The organism is Stenotrophomonas sp. 116085_Sma, assembly GCF_056479585.1.
In genome coordinates this window covers 2,817,252-2,840,803 of the sequence record NZ_CM151057.1, presented here as the reverse complement: position 1 = coordinate 2,840,803, position 23,552 = coordinate 2,817,252, and the positions used below count along the sequence as shown (strand labels likewise).

The window sequence follows — 23,552 nt, the reverse complement described above, 5'->3', positions numbered from 1 at the left end:
TAGCTGATCTTTTCTCCCCTTGTTGACGCTATGCTCGCCACTGCCCGCGAGGTAAGCGCTCAACTTGAGGTAATCGGATGGCTAGGATGACCAAGGAATACATTGACGCTGACGAGGTCGAACAGTGGTTCGAAGACGAGGTCGATGATTCAAGCCTCGTGGACGACGAGAAGCTTGATCCCGCTACGAAATATGCCAGAAGTCAGCTCCGGGTCGTCCGTGAAACGAAAGACTATCAGCTCGACTATCTTCAACATGCCCTAAAGCCAGGAAAGGAGCTTATAGATACGGCTCCTGCTTACCAGCGTAGGTTGAGGTGGTCAAACAAGAAAAGGTCTCTTTTGATTGAGTCTTTTCTTCTGAATATACCAGTGCCTCCGGTTTTTCTGTTTGAGCGCGATTACAATGCCTATGAAGTGATCGACGGTCGTCAACGCATTGAGACGATCAGGGCATTCTTATCCAGCGAATTCGCGTTATCTGGGCTCGAGTATTGGCCCGAGCTCAACCGTAAGCGATTTAATGAATTGCCTCAGGTCCTGCAAAAAGGCCTGCTCCGTAGAAGTCTCCCAGCCGTTGTGCTTTTGGCTGAAACCAAAGAGCCGACTGAAGGTGGACTGGATGTGCGCCGTCTCTTGTTCGACCGGTTGAACACGGGTGGCATGAGGTTGAATCCTCAGGAGTTGCGCAATGCCTTGTACCCCGGTGAGCTCAATGCGCTTCTCATTCGAATCGCCAGGTCTAAGGTGTTTACACAGACTTGGGGAATTCCTGCGTATAAGAAATCGGAGGAGGCAGAGCCGTCAGAGGAGTTGGTCAGGAATCCACTTTTCTCGTCACTCGCAGATGCGGAGCTCGTCTTGCGCTTCTTCGCGCTGAGGGATGCTGTCCAAAACTCAGGGGCGGGATCCTTGCGAAGAATTTTGGACAGATTTATGAGAGAGAAACAGCTGATATCTCATGGTACAGCTGCCCTCATGGAGGATGAATATATAGAGACGCTGTCGCGGTTGAATAGCGTATTTGGCGGTCATCCCTTTAGGCTTCCCAAAACGTCGCGTCCGAGTAGGCCGCTTTACGATGCATTAATGATTGCGTTGAGCTTGAATTCTCACCTTGATGTGGAAAAGAGGAAGAGGAAGATTCAGGCGGCGCTTGCAGCCGCGCTTGCTGACGACGATACATACGATGTGCTTGTGGGCCGTGGCAACACCATGGAATCGGTGATAGAGCGGGTTGAGCTTGCTCGACAAATTCTCCAAGCTTGAGATGGATCTATGCCTGACCTCGATATGGTGCTAGCTGAGTTTACATCTGATGTGGAGAGAGTCGAGCATCTGCTCACTTTAATCCGGGGCTTTAAGGACTTTGGTGGAAGCGTTCCGCCAGCGGTTGGCGAAGGCGAGCCGCCAGTTTGGGTCGAGGCGGCTCAGCTCCATCAAACGGCATCTGGCAGGCGGACCGACCTCCCAGTTCTCTCGGGATCGTTGCAGTTGTATCTTGCCGGTCGATTTGAATACTGCATACGTCAAATCGTTGAGGCGGTAGCTGACGAGATTTGTACGCGGGTCGAAAAATATGCAGATCTTCCGAAGAGTCTTCAGGCCGAGCTCAGAAGCAGGGTGCTGGATGTAGCGAAGGCTCCCAAGAAGTACGGGTATGACGATCTTGAGGCCGAGGCTCTGCTTGAATCGTATGTGGCAAGCAGGGCCATCACTTCGCCCCCTGTTTCCATTTCGTCTCAAGTACTGGCCCTTACAGAATCAAACATGCGAGATCGTGTTCTTTCTGATGTTCTTCTGCGTGTCGGGATTACCGAGTTCTGGGCGAATGTCGGCAAGCAAGCTCCAGTAAAGTTGTTTCTGGAAAAGTCCACTGATCCGGAGGCGACGAGGGAGGCTCAGAGTCGGCTTAATAACATCATGGATGAGCGGAACCAAGTGGCTCACCCTACTGGCAGTACAAACTTCCCTGATCCAGGTCAAGTTCTTAAGACTGCAAAATTCCTAACCTTAATCGCAAGGACCTGCACTGATTTGGCCAAAATCTATCTGTCTTCCTTTGCTTCGCGTTGAATTTTCGCGCAGCCTTATGTTTCGAAGTTGGTGTAATTGTTCAATATCTTAATCTTGATACTGCTTCTTCGTTCCCCTCTGGCGTGAGGTGTGCGTAGTATTCTTCCGTGGTCGCATAGTCAGCATGTCCAGCTAGAAGCTGTATACGGCGAAGAGGCACTCCGCTGGTAGCCAGATGTGCACAGAATGTATGTCGCAGTCGATGGAGATGCCCGCCAATGCTTGCCGTGTACGCGTCCTTGGAGAACCAGTCCGATAGTGTGTCCTTGTGGACCGTGACGAGCGGATCAGGCAGATGCCGCAGTGCCCATCTGGCATAGCGGTTGAGGGGAACCTCTCGCCACTTCCCTGACTTAGTTCGGCCTTCTCCCGTTTCGTCCGGGTCGCTTTCCACAAGCAGTCGCCCGGCAACGACCGAGCTTTTCTCCAGGCCGATGATCTCGCCCCGCCGGAGTCCCGTGTGGGCCATGAATAGCCACAACGGCGCCCGTGCAGGGTTAGCTCGATACAGCCGGCGCATCGCGGCCCGGTCATAGAACTTCACAGCCACGCTCCGCACGCCCCGGGGCGCCTTCACGGAGGCCAGAGGGTTCACGTCCAGCTCTTTCCATTCCAGGCCGCGGTTGAATGCCGCCTTCAGCCGTCGAATCTCTTTACCCACAGTCTCCTTTGCCGCCCTGTCGTCCAGCAGCCTGCCGCGCTTGTACTGCTCTACCTCGACCGCTCGGATGCTGTCGATCGGCCGGTGGCCGAAGCGCTCTATGAAGCGCTTCACCTCACTCCTGGTTTTCGCGATGGTGGTCGGGTGCTCGGCCTCGTACCAGTCCAGATACCACTCCAGGTAGTCGCGGACCTTCGGCAAGCGCGCCAGGATCCGGACCCCATGGGTCAGTTCTGCTTCTTTCGCGGCACGTATTCTCTCCGCCTCACGGGCGTCAGGTTGCCCAATGGACCGGCGAAAGCGCTCGCCGCCTTCCGCCCAGTCGAGGTAGGCCTTGCTGCCGCGCCAGTAGAGTCGAACCTTTGCCATTCCTCTGCACCTTCGATCGCGGCATAGAGCGCCGCCTTTTCGTACAACTGCTTTCCCATGAAGCGGCGGGGCGTGAGCCCGTAGCCCCTGGCGTTCTTCCTGAACTGGCTGTTTGAGACGCCGCAGTAGTGGGCGGCTTCCTCGACGGTGAGCCAGTCTTTCCCTGACAGGTCGAGCCTTTCAGCGGCGCCCATTGGTGCCTCCCGCGTCCTTCCTCCTGGCCGGCGCTTGCTCGGCGAGGCTGAGGTTGAACTGCACGACGTTGTCAGCGGCAGGGGAACGGGCATGAATCCACGAGAGACGATAGCGCGGCTGGGGCCGAGCACGGTGAAGTTCGACATCGGCCGGGGAGGTGGGAAGCCCGACCTGACGAACCAGGACATTGCCGCGGCTCTGGGCATGGTGCCGGCCGGGCTGGGCCGGGAGCTGCTGGAGGCGTGCTGGTGGCCGGACGGCGCCGCGCTGCGCCGGCACAAGCTGCGGGACGCTGTGATTGCGCTGGTGACTCCGGAGCTGCAGCGGCAGCAGCGGCGCCTCGCCGAGGCCCGCACAGATCTCGGCCTGGCCGAGGTGTGCATGGGTTGGGGCGGCGCGGCGACGGCGGAGCAGCGCGCGAACCGTGGCGCGGCCCAGCAGAGGCTTGGCCGGGTGAAGGCTCAGTGCTGGCCGATCAGCACCCTGGAGTCGCTTCCGACCCTGGCGGCGGCGGTGATCAGCGAGATCGCCAAGCGGCCGCACTGTGTGGCCTGCGAGGGCAGGAGCCAAGCGATGGTTGGGGAGCTGCTGGTGTCATGCAAGACATGCGGCGGGACCGGGCTCGTTCCAGTAAGCGATCGGCAGCGCGCTGCAGCTATTTGCCGAGATGAGTCCAGCTACAGGGAACGTTGGCGTGGCGTATACGAGTGGCTGCTGGATAGAATGCGAGAAGCTGAAAACGACGCGGCGGCCGTTCTGGCTCGATCGCTAGGGACATCCCAGGAGATTCCGTGTTCTCATCAGATAGTCTTCGCTTTTGGCTCAGGTATGCGGGGACCGTAAAGTCTCCACAACTGATTCCAAGGTCTGGGGCGGATGGTGCAACAGTCCGATGTGTATCTGTATTTCTAAACATTGACGAGCAAGACTATCTGTTCGATCGCATTGAAGGGGATGTGGTCAGCTGCCGGGCTTGGAAGGATGATTCATTTTCGGTGCGAACTGAACTGAGCTTGTTTGATGTGTGGCGGGCTAGGCCGGAGATTACTCAGTACTGGGGGCGGGCCGAGTTTAAGTTCAATAATTGGACAAGTTTTGCGCGAGAACAGACCTGGCGGTTCAACGCCATCGCATGGCAATTGATTAGCGCGTGGCGGAAGTTGACCTTTAGCGCCTCTTATCGGAAAGAAGTATCTGTCGAGAGATACGCCACTCTCAAGACAGTTAGAGAGCTGTCATCCAAAAGAGATGCCGTTTCCTCCTGGGTAGTGTGCCAATCCATAGTTGGAAAGCGCTGGATGGAAAGACCTGATGCCTCGAAGAAGCTCGACGAGATTGAGACGATGTTGGCTGCTCTAGTGGATTTGCAGGAGATCCAGAAGACCGGCAATGGATTCGTCATCAACGGTAAGGGCATTGCTTCGTTGTCGCAATACGAGGAGGAGGAGCGGAAGCACAGGGAATCGATGCGCTTGCAGAGCGGCATCAAGTGGCTGACGGGGGTCATGGTGATCGCCGCACTATTGCAGGCCAAGGTCATCAACATTCCTGCGCTTTGGACCATCCATCGTTGGCCATGGCAGTAGTGCGGGGTTGATGCCCCCGCACATTTCGGAGTAGATTCACTACCATCGCGCACGACCCAACCCCGGCCAACCAGCCGGGGTTTTCTATTTCCGGACCCGCCATGATCCTGACCGCCTCGACAATCCAGCAGGCGGTCGGCTGTACTGCCGCCGTCGCCGCCCAATGGGCCCAGTCCCTGACCCGCGAGCAACAGCAACAGGCACGGCGCCTAGCCGCGGCTGGAGCCAGAGAGGGCGCGCTCATCAAGGAAGCGCTGGAGCCGCGCAAGTCACCGATGCCCAGGCCAAGGCATCTGACTCAGTGGAGACGCGCTTGAGCAGCGGCAGGTCCGCGATCTGAGGTAGCTGCCAGCCTACCTGTTAAACCATTTGGCCCGGTGATGCATCCAAGTAGGCGCATGGACTCATACCTCGCCCAACGGAAGCTGCCAATGTCCAAGATCTGCCGTATTCAGTTTATTGCCATTCTTGTGGTGACTGCCCTCACTGGTGCTCCTGCCGTTTCTGCGGAGACCATCGCTATCCCGTTCGAGCTCGGTAAAGACCAACGAATCTACGCAGAGGGCACGATCAATCAGTCGCGTCCTCTGCGTTTCCTGGTAGACACAGGAGCGGACGGCATGGCTGTGTCACTCGCTACGCGCGATCTGGCTGGTATGAAAATCGATGATCAATCCGAGAACACCGGTGCAGACGGGACGACCTTGGTTGACTACAGCACGAAAAATAGGGTTGCCCTTGGAGGCGCTAGCAGAACGCTAGGCGCCGCAGTGATTGACTACCAGAACCGGCCTTTTGACGCCGTTCTCGGCTGGAAATTTTTTGAGGGCCGTGTGGTCGAGATCGACTACGACAAGATGACTCTGTTCGTGCATGGCAGTTTGCCCAGCGTAGTGGGCTACACGCGGATGAAAACGCGGTGGATCGACAACACTCCCGCTATCGAAGTGACCCTCCAGACAGAAGGCTCACGACTCCAAGCGTGGCTATCTTTGGACACCGGCAACAACGGAACCATCGATCTGAGCTATGCCTACAGTTCCCGACACAACCTCAAAGATGTTCTCACGCAGAAGGTCGGAACGTCACAATTCAGTGGGAGCGCAGGCAAGAAGATCCGGTCGGTCGACGTTCGGGCTCCCGCGGTAGAGCTTCAGAGTCTTCGGCTGGACCAACCCAAGGTCTCTTTCACCATCGATGAAGACGGGTCAAGCGGTGACGGCACAATCGGCAGCGAAGTCCTTAGGAATTTCAACATTCTGCTGGACACCAACACCGGAGACGTCTATCTGCGCCCCAACGGACACCTTGGCAGCAAATGATGCGAGGATCCGACAAGGAGCCGGTGAGGGCGGGGGGCTGCTGCAGCTACGGCGGGGTATTTGAGCTGAAATGGACCCATGCCGGTCCCATGCACTTCGTAAGTAGCTGATTGAGCGGGCGACGAAATCCCCCTCCTAAGGGAAGGTCGCCCGTTCGAATCGGGCCGGGGTCACCAGATTTAACGACTTACGCTGAGCCCAGTGGTGTCGATTGGACTATTCTGGCCAGTTTCTAACCGCGAACCGGCACAGTTGGCACACCCCGGAATCTGAGCTTTCGCGCCGCCCTGTCATCGCCCTCCGGGGGCAGGTGGGCGTAGTACTTCTCAGTAGTGGCGTAGTCGGGATGCCCGGCCAGGATCTGCACCTGTCGCAACGGCACTCCGGTGTTGGCCATACCGTGTTCTTGTGCACGGCGGCAAGCGGATCGGATGGGCGGCGAAGTGCCCAGCGCGCATACCGGCTCAGCGGGGCCTCGCGCCACTTGCCGACTTCGTGCGCCCCTGGCCATCTTCGTCTGGATCACTCACAGCACTTCGGCGGCCCGCCTCTGCCGGGAAGCTTCGTGGGCGGCTGGAGTTGGATTGCTACGCGGCAACTGACTCGCAATGCCGGAAGGTGACTTTTCCTGTCAATCAGTTCGGAATTGCGAGGGAGCGGACGCGCGGTAGAATCAGGCAACGACAATGGAGGGGATCATGCGGAAAGGAATGCTTGGTGCTGCGGCGGCAATGGCCACGTTGATCGGCTGTTCCACGGTCCCCGTCACGGAGGGGGCCGCCAGGCCGGTGCCTCCTGATCGCATCTACAAGGCCGCGCGCTTGGCGCCGTCGCCGGACCGTAGTGCGCAGATCTACATCATGCGGGACAAGGGTTTCCACGGATCCGCATGCACGCATGCCATCTCTCTCAACAATGAGAAGGTGATGGACATTCGCCAGTCTGAGGCCGCCACCCTGTATGTATCCCCAGGCTCCTACTTCGTGAAGCTCGACACAGGCGGTGGCGCCTGTCCGAACATTTCAACTTCCCAGAACCTGACCATCAACGCGGGCGAAAGGCAGGTCTATCGAATCCTGCTCCCGTCCGACGGGAGCCTTCGCCTGAGCCGCGAGCAGTAGCCAAGCGCTGCAGGTCATGCAACGCCTTGCAGGTGCTGGATGAGGCGGACTCGGCCGTCGATGATCGAATCGTCAGTCAGACAGAATGACGTACAGAGGCCATCTCCGACGAACGCGGTGTACCCCGTTTTGACCAGCACCATTGGTGGCGGCGTGCGTCCGGGCTGAGTACCTGTCCCAAGTGGAGAACGGATTCACGCGGCCGCAGGCCATGCAACTGCTGGCGGCCTAGCTGGGCCCGGTAAAAAGCAGGCAGAGTCGGATTGTCGCGCCCGTGAAAGTCGGAATCCTGTGGTAGTAAAGGCCCCAGCGGTGGCAAGACGCCGCCGACAGGGGGCAACATGAAAGCGATGATCGCTGTTCTGGTTGCGGCTGTGCTTTGCGTTGGCTGTTCAACCACGGGTGGTTCTACTGCACCTTACAACGTTTCTTTCGTTGGCCATCCTTCCCGGGCCGACGTAGCACCACCTCCACCTCCGCCGCCCCCCGTTGGGGGGGCAGACCCAGGCGCCTGATCCCAACGGGGTCAAGCCTCCGAGGAGGCATCCCCGCGACGGATGGCATGAGCCTGAAGGGGAGGTCGATGACGCCTCAGACGTTGAGGAGGCGTTGCCAGCGGTACTGGCGGAATGCAAGAAGCTCATCCTCGGGATGGAGAACAAATCCGTTGATCAGCGAAAGGCGTCCCTCTCGGTGTACGGGATCGGGCTGGTCGCGGGCACGGTCATCGCACCTGCACTCACGGCGGCGAACGCTGCCAAGCACGCCGGTGCGATAGCCGGACTAAGTGCATTGGGGGGCGCCTCTGGGATGGCGGGAAAGGCGCTGGAGGACTCTGGGTTTGGCGGATCCGCAGCAATTGCTGATCGTAGAGCCGTCGCTGACGTGATTCGTCTGAAGCTCCCAGTGATCACGGATCGCAGAGAGACGTCGCACGATCGACGGAAGGCGCTTACCGAAATGCAGGCTGCATGCTTTGCCTACGATCTAACCACTCCGAAGCCCATCCAGTCGTCAACAACTGGCAAATGAATGAAGAAAGGCCCGCTCTCCAGCGGGCCTTTCTTTTCTGCACCCCACCCAGTTCGCTGCCGTCGCCATCGTCCAGCTGAAGGAGGTCGGCAGCATCGGCGAGCGCGCCACCAGCACCATCGTCGTGCGGTACGGCATGCCCGATACCTTGATGGCCCTGAAGGGAAAGGGTATCGGGAAGAAGCGCCCGAAGACCCCGAAGGCGATGGACGATACGTTGCGTCTGTGGGTGAGCCAGACTGGGTTTTCTGTTGGGGCAGCCGGCATGTGTTTCAGAAAGGCCAGTAGAATCCGCGCCAGTCCTCTCTACTTCCGGGTCATCATGTCAATACGAGTAGCGTGCCTGTGCGGAAACGTCGTCATTGAGTTGGCTGGAGCGCCGGTCGCACGCGCCAACTGCCACTGTTCATCGTGCAGGGACTTCTACGGTGTCACCATGTTCTCTGCGACGGCTTGGGAGGCTTCGTCGGTTCAGATGGCCTCCTTCGATGCGCGAAGCTTCAACCATCCCCACAAGCAGCTGAAGAAGACCTTCTGTGCTACGTGCGGCGAGGTTGTGTTCGGCACGAATCGTCTGGGCATGTGTGTTGTTCCCAACGCCATGCTCGCCCGAGCAAGCGATGGATGGCTGGACGTTGCCATGGCGCCCACAATGCATCTCTACTACCGGCATCGCGTAGTTGAGGTTCGCGATGAGTTGCCGAAGTACCTTGATGGGTGGGACGGCCCTACCTACCTGCAGGGCTGAAGCTGCGACTGTGGTGGTGATGGTGCAATGGCATTCTGATCGGTCTGCAATTTGGTGACTGCGGCGTTGCAGGCCTGCCGCCCTGTGGTGAGAGGCATGCAGGGCGGCTGCAACGCGGGCTGGCCCGGCTAGCACAGCCCAAGCTGCGCAAGCACGTCCGCTACAAGCGCCCGGTCATCACCCTCCAGGCCAAGCAGCGGCCGCGGCAGGTTGCCGTGCCCACTCAGCCCCATCAGCGCTGCAGCGCACGCCATTACACGTATCCCACCGAACCGGTCATACAGCGCCCACAGTGGCGCCAGCCTCGCCGACAAGGCCTTTGCCGTGGCGATCCCGCCGCCGAGGGCCGCGCGCGTGATCCGCAGCGCCACCTCGGGGAACAGCCCACCGATCACCGAGTACCAGCCATCGCAGCCGGCGGCCAGCCCATGCACTGCGGCCGCATCGCCGCTGATGCCCAGCGTGACGTGCTTCGGGATGTGGGAACGCAACGTGGAAACCCGAGCCACCGCTTCCGCAGGGTCATCGGAGAGGCGAGGCATCTTGATCGAGGCGATGTTCGGCAGGGCAGCGATTCGCCCATGCAGTTCATCGCTGAACCGGAAGTGGGTGGCAACGGGGTTGTCGTAGACACAGATCGGGGTACGCACTGCATTGCACACCGATTCGAACAACGCGTAGACCTCGTGCTCCTTCAACCGATGGTAGGACACAGGTGCCAGCAGCAGACCGGTCGCGCCCGCATCCTCGGCATCCTTGGCCAGTTCCACCGCGTCGCGGGTGCGCAGTGCGCCAATCCCGGCGATTACTGGAACGCCACCGGCGTGGGTGAGGGCCTGGCGCAGCACCCGCTTGCGTTCGGCCTTTTCCAGGTAGGCATAGCTGCCGGTGGAGCCAAGGATGCCCATCGAGTCCACCCCCGACGCCGCGAGGCGCTCAACCAAGCCGGCGAACGCGCGGGTGTCGATGTCTTCGTTGTTGAAGGGCGTGAGCGGAAACGCGCTGAGACCTTTGAACATGAGGGGGCCTGGAGAGGTGGGGGGAGTGCTGCGAGGCGCAGGCAGGTGCATGGATGCACGGCATTGAATATTGTCCTAGGACAATATTCAAGGACTGCCGCGCAGCGTGACGGTGCCGACCGGGTCGCTCACAATCAGCAGACCAGACCACACTGGCATCCTCATGCCCGCTCAGTTGCAACCGGTTCAACCTCCGCATTACCCGTGTATCGCTGGCTGGCTCGATTCGGTTGCAGCGACGCAACGCTGGGCTGGCCCAGGCGTTGCGTTTCCTCTGCCGCCCGAAGCGTTCGCACAGACACTTGAACTGGCCAAGCGCCCGGGTTGGGTGCTGCTGGACGGCGAGGGCGCGTGCATGGGGTTCGGCCAGTACTGGTTGACCGCGTCTGGCACCGCCCACCTGGGCCGCATCATTGTTTCGCCGCAGGCGCGTGGGCGCGGCCTGGGGCGGGTGCTGATGCAGTTGTTGGGTGCCGAGGCCCTGCGGGCGCCCGGGGTGCAGCGCCTGACCCTGCGTGTCTATCGTGACAACCTCGCGGCGGTGGCCCTCTACCGTGATCTCGGCTTCCAGCCGGTGGAACACGCTTCGACGCCGGAGCTGCTGTTCATGCAGCGCAGCGGGGGCTGATCCACCCCCAGCGTCGGCTACTGCGGGTGGGGGCGGCATCTTGATCATTTCGGTACTTTTCACAAGTCTGGCATCGGGCCCGATATGCTGGGCCCCGGAATCCAGCCGGATCGGCCCATGGATCGAATCCCCCAGCTTCTGGAACAGGACGAATCCATGCGCCTGGAGGTCAGCACGCTGGCTGAAGGCTTGGGTGTTCCACTGTCGTTCGGGCATACGTATCTGGCGGTGCTGGTGTGCGTGTCCGGGCGTGCGCGTTTCGCACTGAACTTCCGCGAGGTGGCGGTGCAGCGGCACGACGTGCTGGTGCTGGCCGAGGATACGCTGGCGCTGCTGCGGCAGCGTTCGCGCGGTTTCCTGGCGGTGGTCTGCCTGATGCCGAAGGCGTTGGCCTCGGAGGTCGCCTATGTGCTGCCCAATGCACTGTTCAAGTTCCTGCACGAGCATCCCCATTGCGTGCCGTCACCGCTGGAGGTGCCGCTGCTGCAGGGTTGGCTTCAGCAGTTGATGGATGCCCAGCACAACGGTGGCCGCCATCGGCACGTGATGCTGCGCAACCTGCTGCAGACCTTTTTCCTGAAGTTCGCCACGCTGCTCCCGGCACACTACGAGGCCGCGCCGAAGGTCGGCCGGCGCGAGCGCCTGGCCTGGAACTTCTGGGAGCTGGTCGGCCGGCGCAGCATGCGCCAGCGTGACGTGCAGTCCTACGCCGAGGCGCTGTGCATCACCCCGTTCTATCTCTCGCAGTTGACCCGGGAATGCTTCGATGAAACGCCGAAGGCGTTGATCGACCGCCAGGTGGTGCTGGAGATCAAGGGACTGCTGAGCTACAGCGAACTGTCGATCGGACGCATCGCCGAACGCCTGTGCTTCGAGGATGCGTCCTACCTGTGCCGCTACTTCCGGCGGCATACCGGCCAGTCGCTGACCGGCTACCGCCGCGCCGGCCAGGGTGGCGCTAGTGCGATACGAACAGCGGCGCCGGAACTTCGGCCAGCAGATCCTCGGTGACGCCGCCGAGCACGCGTTCGACCACGCGGCTGCGGCTGTACGGCCCCAACACCAGTAGATCGGCTTCGGCATCGAGCACATGCTGGCGGATGGTGGCGGCAACGCCGCCCTGGCTGGAGCTGATCGCCTGGATTTCGACCTCGACGCCGTGCCGCGCCAGATGCTGGGCCATTTCGGCCCCGGGCGCGGCTTCAGCCTTGGGCGTGTCGACCATCAGCAGGTGTACGGCCTGCGCCCGGGCCAGCAGAGGCAGGGCATCTGCCACGGCACGGCGGGCCTGTTTGCTGGCATTCCAGGCCACCACGATACGCCGGCCGACCTGCTCGCCCTTCCAGTGCGGCGGCACCAGCAGCATCGGCACGCCGGTCTGGCGCAGTGTCCCCAGTGGATGCCAACCGGAGGGGGCACCGGGCGTATGCGGATAGCCGGCGACGATCAGGTCGCAATACAGCGATTGCAGGGCCAGATCGGCGCCGCCCAGATAGTCCGAGACGATGCGCAGTTCGGTGCTGATCTGCAGCGGTTCGGCGGCGTCGCGCAGGTTCTGCATCAACTGCGCGGTGCAGGCGGCGTCAGCGCGGGCTTCATGGTCGAGTGCGGCGGCGATGCCCGCGCCACGCGCGAAGCCGTTGGCGATGTCGGTGGGATGCTGGGCGGTCGATACCGCGACCAGATGCGCCTGCTGTGCCTGCGCCAGATGCGCGGCAATGTTCAGTACGCGGTCCCCGGTATCGCTGGCGTCGAACAGCACGGCGATGTCGCGTAGCGGATGCAGCATGGCGTTGTCTCCTTCGATGCCTGTGACGCGTTCCCTGCCGTGCACCGACCCGGGTGCACCGGACGCAGCCTTGTTGTAGCGCATTCGTGATTCGAGTGAATCAAATATGATTCAGTTTATTAATTTATGATTCATGCTAGCGTGACCGGACCCCGCATCCAGGCCCCTCCATGCGACCTGCCGCTGCCCGCACACGCCGCAACCTGCACCACGCCCTTGCTGCCACCCTGGTCAGCCATCCTCGCTGCACGCTCAGCGAACTGGCGCGCGGGGCAGGCATCAGTCGCGCGACCCTGTACCGGTTCGCGCCAACACGGGAGGCGATTGACGAGGCCTTGTTCGTAGCGGGATTCGAACGCCTGGAAGCAGCGGCGAGCTCGTTCGATGGCAACGAGCCTGCGCAGCAGGTGCTGGAGCAGGTTACGGCGGCACTGCTGGCGGACTGGGAGCTGGTGACGCTGGTGTTCGCGCGGATGATGGAAGAGCAGCAGCGCCAGGGTGACCTGCACCTGCTGCCGGAGCGCTGGGCCCCGATCGGTGAACGTTTCGAGGCGTTTTTCCTGCGCGGCCAGCGAGCGGGTGAGTTCAATGTCGAGTTCACCGCGGTGTGGTTGGCCGACTTCTACTGGACCTGCTTCTACGGCATCACCTGGTCGCTTGCGCGCGGCCGTCTGGCCCCGGCAATGGCCGCATCCACGCTGTTGGCCTCGTTCCGGCATGGGGCGATGAAGGGCTGATTCCCGATGGCGCGCAGCGCGCGCCACCTTGTCGCTGGCCCCACTGTGCGCCGAATTCGCATGGCAACTTGCCGGAAAGGGCGCTGCAGCTGCCGGAATCGTGCACGGGCCGCCGGGGCCGTGTTGCTACAACTGTAGCCAGGCGATTGGCGCCAGAGTTGGCAAATATTAATGTGATGAATGTCACACATTTGTGCGAAATGTGTTAACTTGGTCACAGATATATGTGCCCAACCATCCGGGTGCAGGGACGAAGGCGGGTGCCACGGAGTCGGCAGAACACGTAGTTGCGTGCGTCGCCGGTGCCGGGATTTCGTCCCAGGTCACCCATTGAACTTCGGCCCGTCTGAGGGCTGAGCGGGGAAATCAACATGTGGCAGTCGACGACGTCGCGCATTCGCGCGGGCGGTGGATGCGTTCATCCCGGAAAAAACCTGCAGTACCTGCACCCCGGCCGCTGGATGGCGGCCGGCCTGTTGCTGTTGCTGGCAATGCTGGCACCCTCGCTGGCCTGGGCTGCGGCCTATGCCACCGGCGGTAGCAGCCCGTATCGCAACACCGTGCTGTGGTTGACCTGGGGCGGCGGTGCCAATGGCGTGAACAACGTCGCGCTCAACGACGGCGCGACGTCGTCCATCGATATGCCTGTGGCGGCGGGAGTGAACCTGCGCGTGGACTGCCGCCTGAACACCGCCGAGACCGGTGTGCTGCGCAGCTATCGGCCTGGCAACTTCGGCGGTGACAGTCTTGACGATCTGTACAACATCGGCGGCACTGGCACCAGCAACCAGCTGATTGCCGGCATCGCACGTGCGGGCGGCACCTCCAGTTTCAGCATCACCTGCACGTCGACCCTGGGGGGCGCGCCCTACCGCCTGCGCGGCGTGGTGATGGCCGATGCCGAATCGATCAACAACAGCGGCGAGTTCGTCGAAGCCAGCGCGCAGGGCACCTGGAACGTGGTGGAGGTTCGCAAGAACCTGGCCAATGCCACGCCCTATCTGGTGAACAAGTCGACCAGCGGCGCCAACCAGGTGATCCGCTTCGGTCCCGGCAACGACGACAACACGGCGGCCGTTACCTTCCTCAGTTTCGACAATGCCGCACACGCGCCGGGCAACCTGGCGGTGAACATGGGCTTCTCGATGCGCGGCGGCGGCACCACCGCCATCGCCATCGGCCTGCTGGTGCCGTATGCCGACTTCGGTGACGCACCGCAGAGCTACGGCGATGCCATGCACGTGGTGGACGATCTGCAGTTCCGTTCCGATGGCATTCCGCAGGGCGCCAGCAACTTCAACATCAATACCGCCGGTTATACGCCGGGTGGCCTGGCACCACCGTTGACTGATTTCCTCGGCAGCCTGGGCCCGGATACCGAACAGAAGAGCAGCTACAGCGCGGACGCACTGGGCGATGACAACTTCCCGCAGGTGGGGAGCCGTGAAGAAGATGCCTGGCCAACCAGCTACCGGTTGACGGTGATGCAGGCCGGTACGCTGATCACCCAGTCAGTAGCCTGTGTGGGCAATGGCAGCGTTGCCGGCTGGATCGACTTCAACCGTAATGGCACCTTCGATCTCAACGAACGCAGCACGACCGCCGCCTGCAGCGGAGGCCAGGCGAACCTGAGCTGGACGGTACCCAGCGCGGTCAGCGCCGGCACGAGCTACGTGCGGCTGCGCTACTCCACCATCGCCGCGCAGATCCAGAACCCGACCGGCGTGGCCGATGACGGCGAGGTGGAAGACCACCGCATCACCATCACCGCTCCCTCGCTGAAGGTGGTCAAGGGCAGCAACGCCACCGGTGGCATCTGGAACTACGGGCAGGCCGGCACCCAGTACACGCTGACGGTGAGCAATACCAGTGATGTGCCCACCGGTAATCCACCGAATGTGCCGGTGGGTGCGATCATCGTGCGCGACCAGCTGCCGGCCGGGATCGTGCCGAACTGGGCGGGTGCCCATGTGAGCGGCAGCTGGAGCTGTACGGCCAGTGGCCAGGACGTCACCTGCACCAGCAGCCAGGTGCTGGCCGCAGCCGGCAGCCCCGGCTCCAGCTCGGCGTTCACGCTGCCGGTGACGGTCACCGCGGCTGCGAACGGCGTGCTGACCAACCATGCCAGCGTGGGCGGCGGCTACGATCCCTTCAACAACGGCAATCCGCCGGCACCCGGCAGCAGCTGCACCGACGTTGACCACTGCACGCGCAGCGATGTGACCGTGCCGGTGACACGGGTGGGCTACGCCAAGCGTTCGAACACCGCCGGCCCGGTCGCGGTGGGTGCGACCGTGAACTATACGGTGGATGTCACCGTGGCCGACGGCAACACCCGCGATGTGCTGACCTTCACCGACACCCTGGGCACCGGCCTGGATTTCGCCAGCGTCAGCAGCCCCGGTGCATTCACCTGCAATGCGGCCAACCCGCTGGTGTGCACGCTGCCGGCAGGCACGGTGCCGGGCACCTACAGCCTGAGCTACACGGCCACGGTCAATGCGCAGGCCAGTGGCCAGGTGGTCAACACCGTGGTCGGCACGGGTACTGACACGCCCACCTGCAGCAGCAACTGCACCACCACCACGCCGGTGGCGGCGCCACGCATCTCGGTATCCAAGGCCAGCGGCACCGCCGGTCCGGTCGCCATCGGCGACAGTGTTGCCTACACCGTGACGGTGCTGGTGGCCGACGCGCGCACCACGGCGGTGACCACGCTGACCGACACGCTGGGTCCCGGCCTGGACTTCGGCAGCGTCACCAGCGCGGGTAGCTTCAGTTGCACGCCAGGCAACCCGCTGGTCTGCACGCTGCCGGCCGGGACCGTGCCGGGCAGCTATGCATTCTCGTACACCGGCGTGGTCAACGCGCAGGCCAGTGGCCAGGTGCGCAACGCGGTGGTGCCCAGCGGCACCGACAACCCGTCCTGCGTGGGTGCGTGCGATACCACCACGCCGATGGCCGCAGCGCAGGTGGTCTATGCCAAGCAGGCCTCCACAGGTGGGCCGGTACGGGTGGGTGACCGCATCGACTACACCCTGACTGCAACCGTGACGCGCGCGCGCACCAGTGCCGTGGTCACCCTGACCGATACGCTGGGCAATGGCCTCGATTTCGCTGGCGTGAGCAGCGCAGGCATCTTTACCTGCAACGCCGCCAATCCGCTGGTGTGCACGCTGCCGGCCGGCACCGTGCCGGGTACCTACAGTGTTACCTATGGCGCCACCGTCAATGCGCAGGCGAGCGGCAGTGTGCGCAATGCCGTGCTTGGTAGCGGCACCGACAATCCGTCGTGCAGCGTGAACTGCGATACCACCACCCCGGTGGCGACACCGGGGGTGAGCTATGCCAAGTCGGTGAACAGCACCGGTCCGGTTTCGGTGGGCGATCGCCTGACCTACACCCTGACTACGGTGGTGACCAACTCGCGCACCACCGATGTGGTGACCCTGACCGATACGCTGGGTACCGGCCTGGACTTCGGCGCGGTGACCACTGCGGGGGGCTACACCTGCAATGCCGCCAATCCACTGGTGTGCACGCTGCCGGCTGGCACCGTTCCGGGCAGCTACAGCCTGACCTACACCGCCGTGGTGAATGCGCAGGCCACCGGGCAGGTCACCAACGCCGTGCTCGGCGGTGGTGGCGACAATCCGTCGTGTACCGCCAACTGCGGCACCAGCACGCCGGTGACCGGCAGCGCGATCGACTATCGCAAGACCTCGGCCGCCGCAGGTTCGGTGAAGGTGGGCGACAGCATCGCCTACACATTGACTGCAGTGGTCAGCAACTCGCGCACCACGGCGGTGTTCACCCTGACCGACACGATGGGCCCCGGCCTGGACTTCGGTGCGGTGACTGCCAGCCAGGGCTTCAGCTGCAATGCCGCCAATCCGTTGGTGTGCACGCTGCCGGCCGGTACTGTGCCGGGCACCTACACGGTGGACTACACCGCTCGGGTGAATGCCCGGGCCAAGGGCAGCGTCAGCAATGCCGTGCTCGGTAGTGGCACCGGCGTCACCACCTGCACCAGCAACTGCGGAACCACCACGCCGGTGCTGTCGGCGGTGGTGACCTACCGCAAGCAGTCGACCACCGTCGCTCCGGTGGGCGTGGGCGATGCGGTGGACTACAGCGTGGAAGTGACGGTCGCCAACTCGCAGACCCTCGATACGCTGACCCTGACCGATACCCTGGGCACGGGCCTGGACCTGCAGTCGGTCACCCAGCCGGGACCGTTCACCTGCAACGCCAGCAATCCGCTGGTCTGTACGCTGCCGGCCGGTACCGCTCCCGGGACCTATGCGCTGGGCTACCGCGCGCTGGTCAACGCCCAGGCCAGCGGCAGCGTGCGCAACGCCGTACTCGGCACCGGCGGTGACACGCCCACCTGCAGCGGTGACTGCAGCACCGAGCACGCGCTGGCCGAACCGCGCGTGGTGCTGGAGAAGCATTCCGGACCTGCCAGTGGCACCGAAGTGCGACCGGGCGACCGCCTGCGCTACACGCTGGTGGCCACGGTCGAGCGGGCGGCGCTGCGCCAGCCGCTGCAGCTGGTGGATACGCCGGACGCCGGCTTGAGCATCGAAAGCCTGCCCGCCGGATGCGTCCAGCAGGGGCCCGACATCGTCTGCACGGTGCCGACGGGTACTGCTATCGGTCGCCACGAGTTCGCCTACCAGGCCGTGGTCAACCAGGAGGCCCGCATCGAGGTGCTGAACCGCTTGCGCGGACAGTATCCGGATGGCTCGCCGCCGCCGGACTGCACGACCTGCGAGACGCGCCACAAGGTGGTGTCCGACTTCGCCCTGCGGATCACCAAGACCGCCAGCCCGCGCCGGGTGAAGGTGGGCGACCTGGTGCGCTACCAGCTGGTGGTCGAGAACGTGGGCGGCAGCCATTGGCGCAACGGCGTGGTGGTCGATACACCGCCGCCGGGCTTCAGCTACGTCGACGGCTCGATGCGCGTGGCCGACGATGACGGCGCGTTCTCGCTGGCCAGCAGCCAGGTTCCACTGCGCATCGGTGCGGTGGACATTGCCGTGGGTCGCAGTGCGACCATCACCTACCTGTTGCGTGTGGGCGCCGGCGTGCGCGCGGGCAACCACGTGAACCAGGCCGTTGCCACCGCCGACGATGGCACGCCGCTGTCGAACATCGCCACCGCCGAGGTGGCCATGGATGCCGATCCGCTGCTGGAAGACAGCCTGGTATTCGGCACTGTGTTTGATGATCGTGACGGCGATGGCTGGCAGGACAGTGCCGAGCTGAGCGGCGTTCGCGTGCAGGGCGGCTTCGCTGCTGCGGCCTACGTGCCGGGCTCGACCACGCTGGATCGCGGCGATGGCCCGCAACCGCTGGCCGATGCCAGTGCACCGTTGCTGCACGGAGTGCAGATTGGCGTGGTGCATGGCCGCGCGTCCACGTCCGACACCGCCGAGGCGCATCAGGTGGTGCTGCGCCAGCGCCTGCGCGAACTGTCCTTCAGCGATGACTTCGTGCTGGAAAGCGCGCAGGGCCACCGCCTGCGGATGGACGCGCAGGGCGCCACGCGCGTGGAACGCAGCGGTGAGGCCGGCAAAGGCCTCACCGCAGCCGAGCCGAGCGTGCGCCGCGAGATCGCCCGTGTCGCCGAGGGTTACGAAGTGGCTTATGTGATCGGCAACGAAGGCATCCAGGAGCAGGGCATCCCCGGTGTGCGTCTGGCCACGGTGGAAGGCCTGCTGGTGGAGACCGATCCGTTCGGGCGCTACCACCTGGCTGACGTGCACGGAGGTGACGCGCGCCTGGGCCGCAACTTCATCATCAAGCTGGACCCGGCCACGCTGCCGGCCGGGGCTGAACTGACCACCGAGAATCCGCTGCTGCGGCGGGTGACGCGGGGCGTGCCGACCCGCTTCAGCTTCGGCGTGCGCTTGTCGCCATCGCCGCAGGCCGCCGCCGAGCGCATGGAGATTGCGTTGGGCGAGGTGCTGTTCGCACCGGACAGCAGCGAGCTGCAGGCCAACTATCGCCCGGTGCTGAAGAAGATGGCCGAGGTGGTCGACCGCTACCAGGGCGGCGACGTGGTGATCGCTGCCAATGGCGAGAGCCAGGCACTGGCCTTTGCCCGCGCCGCAGCGGTACGCGATGCACTGCAGGCCGAGGTTGCGGAAAGCGCACGCGCCGGCCTGGCCGTGCAGCTGCGCACCGATGTGCGCGATCCCCACTCGCTGCTGGCCGGTGTGGATGCCGGTGGCGCGCTGCTGGGCAACGTGCTGTTCGACACCGACAAGGCCACCGTACGCGACGAGTTCAAGCCGCTGCTGGCCGCCATCGCCGCGCGTCTGGAACAGCTGGGCGGTGGCCAGGTCAGCCTGGTCGGCCACACCGATGTGCGCGGCAGCCATGCCTACAACCAGGCACTGGGCCTGCGCCGTGCCAACGCCGTGTTCGAGGCGCTGCGCAGCCAGCTCAGCCCCGCCGTGCAGCAGCGCCTGCGCGTTCGCAACGAGGAGAGCGCCGCCACCCGTGCGGCTGCCCGCCAACAGGAGGCACGCCCATGAGCGCGCATCACTCTGCCGCCCGCCGTGCGGCCCGCCTGCCGCGCGCTGCGCTGTATCAGGCCCTGCTGCTTGGCCTGGCCGGTGCCGCCCATGCCGAGCCGCCCGCCGCCGAGCCGGCGCCGATCCGTTGTGACGGCACCCAGTGCAATGCCGAGGGCGAACTGTTGTTCAGCCTGCGCTCGCGCAGCTATGACGAACCGGTGACCGAGGGAACGTCCACGCGTTCCAGCTCGCAGGCCCTGCAACCGGACCGCCGGGTCAGTGTGGCGATCGATGAGCCGGGCAAGGCCACCGTGCGTGGCGAGTTCATGATCCGCCTGCCGGAAGGCGGCGCGATCTGGGCCACCGAAGACCCGGCGATGGGCCAGCCGGAACTGTCGGTCTCTGCACCGGGCATGGTCGCCTTCGACGAAGGCCGCATCGTGTGGCCGGTCGAGTTCTACGTGCGTGGCAACTACACCGCCTTCATCCAGCGCCTGGAAGTCAGCGTTTACCGCGGCAGCGACACGGATCGTGTGGCAGCACTGGCGACGTTCGAACTGCCGGTGGCCGCCGTTGCCCAGGGCGTGTGGGATGGGGCGTTGCCGGCCTCGACGCCGCTGCGTCGCGGCGACCGGCTGGTCTACGTGCTGCGCGCCTTTGATGCCGAGGGCAATGTCGATGAAACCACCGCGCAGTCGATGCAGCTGGTGACGCCGGCGGAATTCGAGCGCGGCAACCAGCAGTTGCGTGACGCGCTGGAAGACCGCCGCGGTACCTCGGTGGACGCCAACCAGGCCGCGTCGTTGTCACTGCTGCAGCAGGTGTTCGATGGCAATGGCCTGCGCCAGCAGAACATCCCGGTGTATGGATCTCGGGTGCGCCTGCGTGGCCGCGACCTGCCACTGGGCGCGTCGCTGAAGATCAATGGCGACAGTTATCCGCTGGACCAGGATCGCAAGTTCGCCGCCGAGTACCTGATGCCGATCGGCCATCATGCCTTCGACGTGCGCGTGGAGCGACCGGATGCGCCGGCCATCGCGCGCACGCTGGAAGTCGATGTCAGCGGCCAGTATCTGTTTGGCGTCGGCCTGGCCGACATCACCGTGTACCAGAACAAGGCCAGTGGGGCAGGGCAGGACTTCGCCCGGGGCGAGCGCAATGATGACGTGCTCAGCGATGGCCGCCTGGCCTTCTACCTGAAGGCCAAGACCCGTGGCCGCTACCTGCTGACCGCACAGGCCGATACCCAGAACCGTCCGCTGGACGAGCTGTTCACCGGCTTCACCACGGCCGATCCGCGCGACCTGTTCCGCAGCCTGGACCCGGACCTGTACTACCCGACCTATGGCGACGACTCGCTGACCCAGCGCGATGTTGACAGCATGGGCCGCTTCTACCTGCGCATGGACTGGGACAAGAACCAGGCGTTGTGGGGCAACTACAACACCGGCCTGACCGGCACCGAGTACGCGCAGTACGTGCGTTCGCTGTACGGTGCGGCACTGTCGTGGCGCTCGCGCGGAGCAAATGCCTGGGGGGATGCACGCAGCGAGCTGCGCGTATTCGGTTCACAGGCCGAAACGGCGCCGGGCCACAGCGAGTTCATCGGCACCGGTGGCAGTCTGTACTACCTGCGGCATGCAAGCATCCTCAGTGGTTCGGACCAGGTGGTGCTGGAAATCCGTGACCGCACCACCGGCCGCGTCGAGCAGCGCGTGCCGATGGTGCGCGGTGCCGACTACGAGATCGACGCCCTGCAGGGCCGCATCCTGCTGACCCGGCCGCTGGCCCAGGTCAGCCGTGAGAACCTGCGCCGGATCAGCCGCGACGTGCCGCTGGACGGCTATGAGCAGCGCCTGATCGTGGACTACGAATGGGTGCCGACCGGCTTCGACAGCGATGACATCACCGCTGGCGTGCGCGGCAAGCACTGGTTTGGTGATCACGTTGCCGTGGGCGCCACCTACGTGGACGAGCAGCGCTCCGGCCAGGACTATTCGATGAAGGGTGCGGACCTGACCCTGCAGGCCGGCCGTGGCACCTACCTGAAGGTCGAGCACAGCCGCAGCGAGGCGACCAGTGCGCCGGTGTTCTTCTCGGACAACGGCGGTCTGAGCTTCAGCCGCCTCAACCCGGAGGGGCTGCGCGAAGGTGAAGCGACCGCCGTTGAAGCACGCGTCAATCTGCGCGAACTGGGCTGGACCCAGCGCGACTGGAGCGCCGGCGCCTGGTGGCGCCAGGTGGACGGCGGCTATTCGGTGGGCCGCTTCGACACCGGCCAGCGCGTGCGCGAGCAGGGCGCCGAGCTGCTGGGCTACGTGACCGACGACTTCAGCCTGTATGCGCGCTACAGCGAGGCCCGCCGTGGCAATGCGTCGTTGATCCAGGCGCAGGCCACCGCCGAATGGCGGATCGGCGAGAACGACCGACTGTCGGCCGAACTGCGCCGTGTGCAGGAGGACCGCGGCCTTGGCGGCAATGTGGCTGGCGTGCTGGCTGCGGCGCGCTACACACACCGCATCGGTACGTCGCTGGATGTGTACGGCGGTGGCCAGCTGACCGTCGACGATGACCATGGCCGCTATGCCGACAACGACGCGGTGGTGGCCGGTGGCACCTGGACCTTCGCCAACCTGTCCACCATTGGTGCGGAAGTCTCGGACGGCGACCGTGGCACCGCCGCGCAGGTCAACGCCGAGTACCGGCTGACCCCGCAGCACAGCTTCTACGGTGCATTCACCCAGTCCACCGACCGCAGCGAGTACGACCCGTTGTTCAGCCCGAACGCACAGGATGGATGGACTCTGGGCCAGCGCTGGCGCCTGTCTGACCAGGTCAACGTGTTCAACGAAAGCCAGTTCCTGAAATCCGGGCAGGAGTCCGGCCTGGCGCACACCTTCGGCATGGACTTCTATCCGGCGGTGGGCTGGAACGCGGGCTTCACCCTGAGCAACGGCAAGCTGGACGCCAGCAGTGGCCAGGTGGATCGCAAGGCGGTCAGCCTGTCCGGCGGCCGCACCGCGCCCGGTACCGAGTGGCAGAGCAAGCTGGAATGGCGGCGCGATACCGGTGCCGAGCGGCGCACGCAGTGGGTCAGCACCAATCGCCTCAGCCACCGCCTCAGCGACAGCTGGCGCATCGCGGCGCGCTTCAACTATGCCGACACCGACGATGCGATCAATCCGGTGGCGGGTGCGCGCTTCATCGAAGGCAACCTGGGCTTCGCCTACCGGCCGTGGGACAACGACCGCTGGGCGTTGTTCGGTCGCTACAGTTACCTGTACGACCTGTCGACGATGGGCCAGGTGAACGGCGTGGACTACGATCAGCGCACGCAGATCCTGTCGCTGGAAGGCGTGTACCGCATCGACCAGCGCTGGGAGGTGGCGGCCAAGGCGGCGCGGCGCGAAGGCGAGGTGCGTTATGGACGCGGCAGCGGCCCCTGGTTCGACTCGGCCACCAACTTCGCTGCGGGACAGCTGCGCTATGACCTGTACTACCAGTGGCACGGCCTGCTGGAGTATCGGCTGCTGGATGTCCGCGACGGCGGCAGCAGGCAGGGTTGGCTGGCCGGTGTCGATCGCGATATCGGCCGCAACTTCCGCGTGGGTGTGGGCTACAACTTCACCGACTTCAGCGATGACCTGACCAGGTTCGATTACACCCATCGCGGGTGGTACCTGAACCTGGTGGGGCGCTATTGAGGAGCGCAGCCGGGCATGGGCCCGGCTGTACATGAGCGG

At 63.7% G+C, this 23,552-nt stretch carries 16 protein-coding genes; 13 read left to right on the top strand and 3 right to left on the bottom strand.

Annotation, left to right across the window (positions count from 1 at the left end):
- Nucleotides 1-86 precede the first annotated feature (86 nt).
- Nucleotides 87-1,268 (top strand): GmrSD restriction endonuclease domain-containing protein, encoded by a 1,182-nt coding sequence (locus ACZK0Z_RS13250; protein WP_197632271.1) that lies wholly within the window; start codon nucleotides 87-89, stop codon nucleotides 1,266-1,268.
- A 9-nt stretch (nucleotides 1,269-1,277) separates the two neighbouring features.
- Complete coding sequence (locus ACZK0Z_RS13245; protein ID WP_197632270.1) at nucleotides 1,278-2,075, top strand: HEPN domain-containing protein; 798 nt, start codon at nucleotides 1,278-1,280, stop codon at nucleotides 2,073-2,075.
- 40 nt (nucleotides 2,076-2,115) lie between these two features.
- On the opposite strand, the gene ACZK0Z_RS13240 is transcribed toward ACZK0Z_RS13245, so the two are convergent.
- A complete protein-coding gene (locus ACZK0Z_RS13240) occupies nucleotides 2,116-3,105 on the bottom strand; it encodes a tyrosine-type recombinase/integrase (protein ID WP_197632269.1) in 990 nt (329 codons plus the stop codon).
- A gap of 285 nt (nucleotides 3,106-3,390) precedes the next feature.
- Here ACZK0Z_RS13240 and ACZK0Z_RS13235 point away from each other — a divergent pair, with 285 nt between their 5' ends.
- The 6 genes from ACZK0Z_RS13235 (at nucleotide 3,391) to ACZK0Z_RS13210 (ending at nucleotide 9,109) form a co-directional block, all read left to right on the top strand.
- Complete coding sequence (locus ACZK0Z_RS13235; RefSeq protein WP_336339768.1) at nucleotides 3,391-4,143, top strand: hypothetical protein; 753 nt, start codon at nucleotides 3,391-3,393, stop codon at nucleotides 4,141-4,143.
- Between the two features lie 152 nt (nucleotides 4,144-4,295).
- The gene (locus ACZK0Z_RS13230) at nucleotides 4,296-4,886 is read left to right on the top strand and encodes a hypothetical protein (protein WP_197632268.1); all 591 of its coding nucleotides are present in this window, start codon (nucleotides 4,296-4,298) and stop codon (nucleotides 4,884-4,886) included.
- Between the two features lie 101 nt (nucleotides 4,887-4,987).
- Nucleotides 4,988-5,203 carry a hypothetical protein gene (locus ACZK0Z_RS13225; RefSeq protein ID WP_197632303.1) on the top strand — a complete coding sequence of 72 codons (216 nt, stop codon included), beginning with the start codon at nucleotides 4,988-4,990 and terminating at the stop codon, nucleotides 5,201-5,203.
- 114 nt (nucleotides 5,204-5,317) lie between these two features.
- Complete coding sequence (locus tag ACZK0Z_RS13220; protein WP_197632267.1) at nucleotides 5,318-6,208, top strand: aspartyl protease family protein; 891 nt, start codon at nucleotides 5,318-5,320, stop codon at nucleotides 6,206-6,208.
- A 698-nt stretch (nucleotides 6,209-6,906) separates the two neighbouring features.
- A complete protein-coding gene (locus ACZK0Z_RS13215; protein WP_197632266.1) occupies nucleotides 6,907-7,329 on the top strand; it encodes a hypothetical protein in 423 nt (140 codons plus the stop codon).
- Nucleotides 7,330-8,497: 1,168 nt separating this feature from the next.
- Entirely contained in the window at nucleotides 8,498-9,109 is a 612-nt protein-coding gene (locus ACZK0Z_RS13210) for a GFA family protein (protein ID WP_336339759.1), read from the top strand.
- 128 nt (nucleotides 9,110-9,237) lie between these two features.
- On the opposite strand, the gene ACZK0Z_RS13205 is transcribed toward ACZK0Z_RS13210, so the two are convergent.
- Nucleotides 9,238-10,128, bottom strand: a complete 891-nt coding sequence (locus tag ACZK0Z_RS13205; RefSeq protein WP_197632299.1) for a dihydrodipicolinate synthase family protein — start codon at nucleotides 10,126-10,128, stop codon at nucleotides 9,238-9,240.
- Nucleotides 10,129-10,291: 163 nt separating this feature from the next.
- Between ACZK0Z_RS13205 and ACZK0Z_RS13200 the strand changes: the two genes are divergently transcribed.
- Together ACZK0Z_RS13200 and ACZK0Z_RS13195 are read left to right on the top strand one after the other, a co-directional pair.
- On the top strand, nucleotides 10,292-10,756 hold the full coding sequence (locus ACZK0Z_RS13200; protein WP_197632265.1) for a GNAT family N-acetyltransferase: 465 nt from the start codon (nucleotides 10,292-10,294) through the stop codon (nucleotides 10,754-10,756).
- 117 nt (nucleotides 10,757-10,873) lie between these two features.
- Nucleotides 10,874-11,767: a helix-turn-helix domain-containing protein gene (locus ACZK0Z_RS13195; RefSeq protein ID WP_197632264.1), complete on the top strand. Its 894-nt coding sequence runs from the start codon at nucleotides 10,874-10,876 to the stop codon at nucleotides 11,765-11,767.
- Here the strand turns inward: ACZK0Z_RS13195 and ACZK0Z_RS13190 are convergent.
- Nucleotides 11,715-12,545 carry a universal stress protein gene (locus ACZK0Z_RS13190; protein ID WP_197632263.1) on the bottom strand — a complete coding sequence of 277 codons (831 nt, stop codon included), beginning with the start codon at nucleotides 12,543-12,545 and terminating at the stop codon, nucleotides 11,715-11,717. The two genes, ACZK0Z_RS13195 and ACZK0Z_RS13190, sit on opposite strands and share 53 nt — an antisense overlap.
- Nucleotides 12,546-12,715: 170 nt before the next feature.
- On the opposite strand from ACZK0Z_RS13190, the gene ACZK0Z_RS13185 reads away from it, so the two are divergent.
- The 3 genes from ACZK0Z_RS13185 to ACZK0Z_RS13175 all read left to right on the top strand — a co-directional run bounded on the left by ACZK0Z_RS13185 (nucleotide 12,716) and on the right by ACZK0Z_RS13175 (nucleotide 23,513).
- A complete protein-coding gene (locus ACZK0Z_RS13185) occupies nucleotides 12,716-13,282 on the top strand; it encodes a TetR/AcrR family transcriptional regulator (RefSeq protein ID WP_197632262.1) in 567 nt (188 codons plus the stop codon).
- A gap of 371 nt (nucleotides 13,283-13,653) precedes the next feature.
- Nucleotides 13,654-19,827, top strand: coding sequence for a CshA/CshB family fibrillar adhesin-related protein (locus ACZK0Z_RS13180; protein WP_414489322.1), 6,174 nt, complete (start codon nucleotides 13,654-13,656; stop codon nucleotides 19,825-19,827).
- Nucleotides 19,824-23,513, top strand: coding sequence for a TonB-dependent receptor (locus ACZK0Z_RS13175; protein ID WP_336339756.1), 3,690 nt, complete (start codon nucleotides 19,824-19,826; stop codon nucleotides 23,511-23,513). Before ACZK0Z_RS13180 ends, ACZK0Z_RS13175 begins: the two co-directional genes overlap by 4 nt.
- Nucleotides 23,514-23,552 lie beyond the last annotated feature (39 nt).

What these genes read in the sequence shown, in the direction of transcription:
- ACZK0Z_RS13180 (WP_414489322.1), top strand. Translation starts at nt 13,654, where the DNA reads ATGTGGCAGTCGACGACGTCGCGCATTCGCGCGGGCGGTGGATGCGTT.
- ACZK0Z_RS13240 (WP_197632269.1), bottom strand. Translation starts at nt 3,105, where the DNA reads ATGGCAAAGGTTCGACTCTACTGGCGCGGCAGCAAGGCCTACCTCGAC.
- ACZK0Z_RS13220 (WP_197632267.1), top strand. Translation starts at nt 5,318, where the DNA reads ATGTCCAAGATCTGCCGTATTCAGTTTATTGCCATTCTTGTGGTGACT.
- ACZK0Z_RS13215 (WP_197632266.1), top strand. Translation starts at nt 6,907, where the DNA reads ATGCGGAAAGGAATGCTTGGTGCTGCGGCGGCAATGGCCACGTTGATC.
- ACZK0Z_RS13200 (WP_197632265.1), top strand. Translation starts at nt 10,292, where the DNA reads ATGCCCGCTCAGTTGCAACCGGTTCAACCTCCGCATTACCCGTGTATC.
- ACZK0Z_RS13185 (WP_197632262.1), top strand. Translation starts at nt 12,716, where the DNA reads ATGCGACCTGCCGCTGCCCGCACACGCCGCAACCTGCACCACGCCCTT.
- ACZK0Z_RS13175 (WP_336339756.1), top strand. Translation starts at nt 19,824, where the DNA reads ATGAGCGCGCATCACTCTGCCGCCCGCCGTGCGGCCCGCCTGCCGCGC.
- ACZK0Z_RS13195 (WP_197632264.1), top strand. Translation starts at nt 10,874, where the DNA reads ATGGATCGAATCCCCCAGCTTCTGGAACAGGACGAATCCATGCGCCTG.
- ACZK0Z_RS13245 (WP_197632270.1), top strand. Translation starts at nt 1,278, where the DNA reads ATGCCTGACCTCGATATGGTGCTAGCTGAGTTTACATCTGATGTGGAG.
- ACZK0Z_RS13250 (WP_197632271.1), top strand. Translation starts at nt 87, where the DNA reads ATGACCAAGGAATACATTGACGCTGACGAGGTCGAACAGTGGTTCGAA.
- ACZK0Z_RS13210 (WP_336339759.1), top strand. Translation starts at nt 8,498, where the DNA reads ATGCCCGATACCTTGATGGCCCTGAAGGGAAAGGGTATCGGGAAGAAG.
- ACZK0Z_RS13235 (WP_336339768.1), top strand. Translation starts at nt 3,391, where the DNA reads ATGAATCCACGAGAGACGATAGCGCGGCTGGGGCCGAGCACGGTGAAG.
- ACZK0Z_RS13190 (WP_197632263.1), bottom strand. Translation starts at nt 12,545, where the DNA reads ATGCTGCATCCGCTACGCGACATCGCCGTGCTGTTCGACGCCAGCGAT.
- ACZK0Z_RS13205 (WP_197632299.1), bottom strand. Translation starts at nt 10,128, where the DNA reads ATGTTCAAAGGTCTCAGCGCGTTTCCGCTCACGCCCTTCAACAACGAA.
- ACZK0Z_RS13225 (WP_197632303.1), top strand. Translation starts at nt 4,988, where the DNA reads ATGATCCTGACCGCCTCGACAATCCAGCAGGCGGTCGGCTGTACTGCC.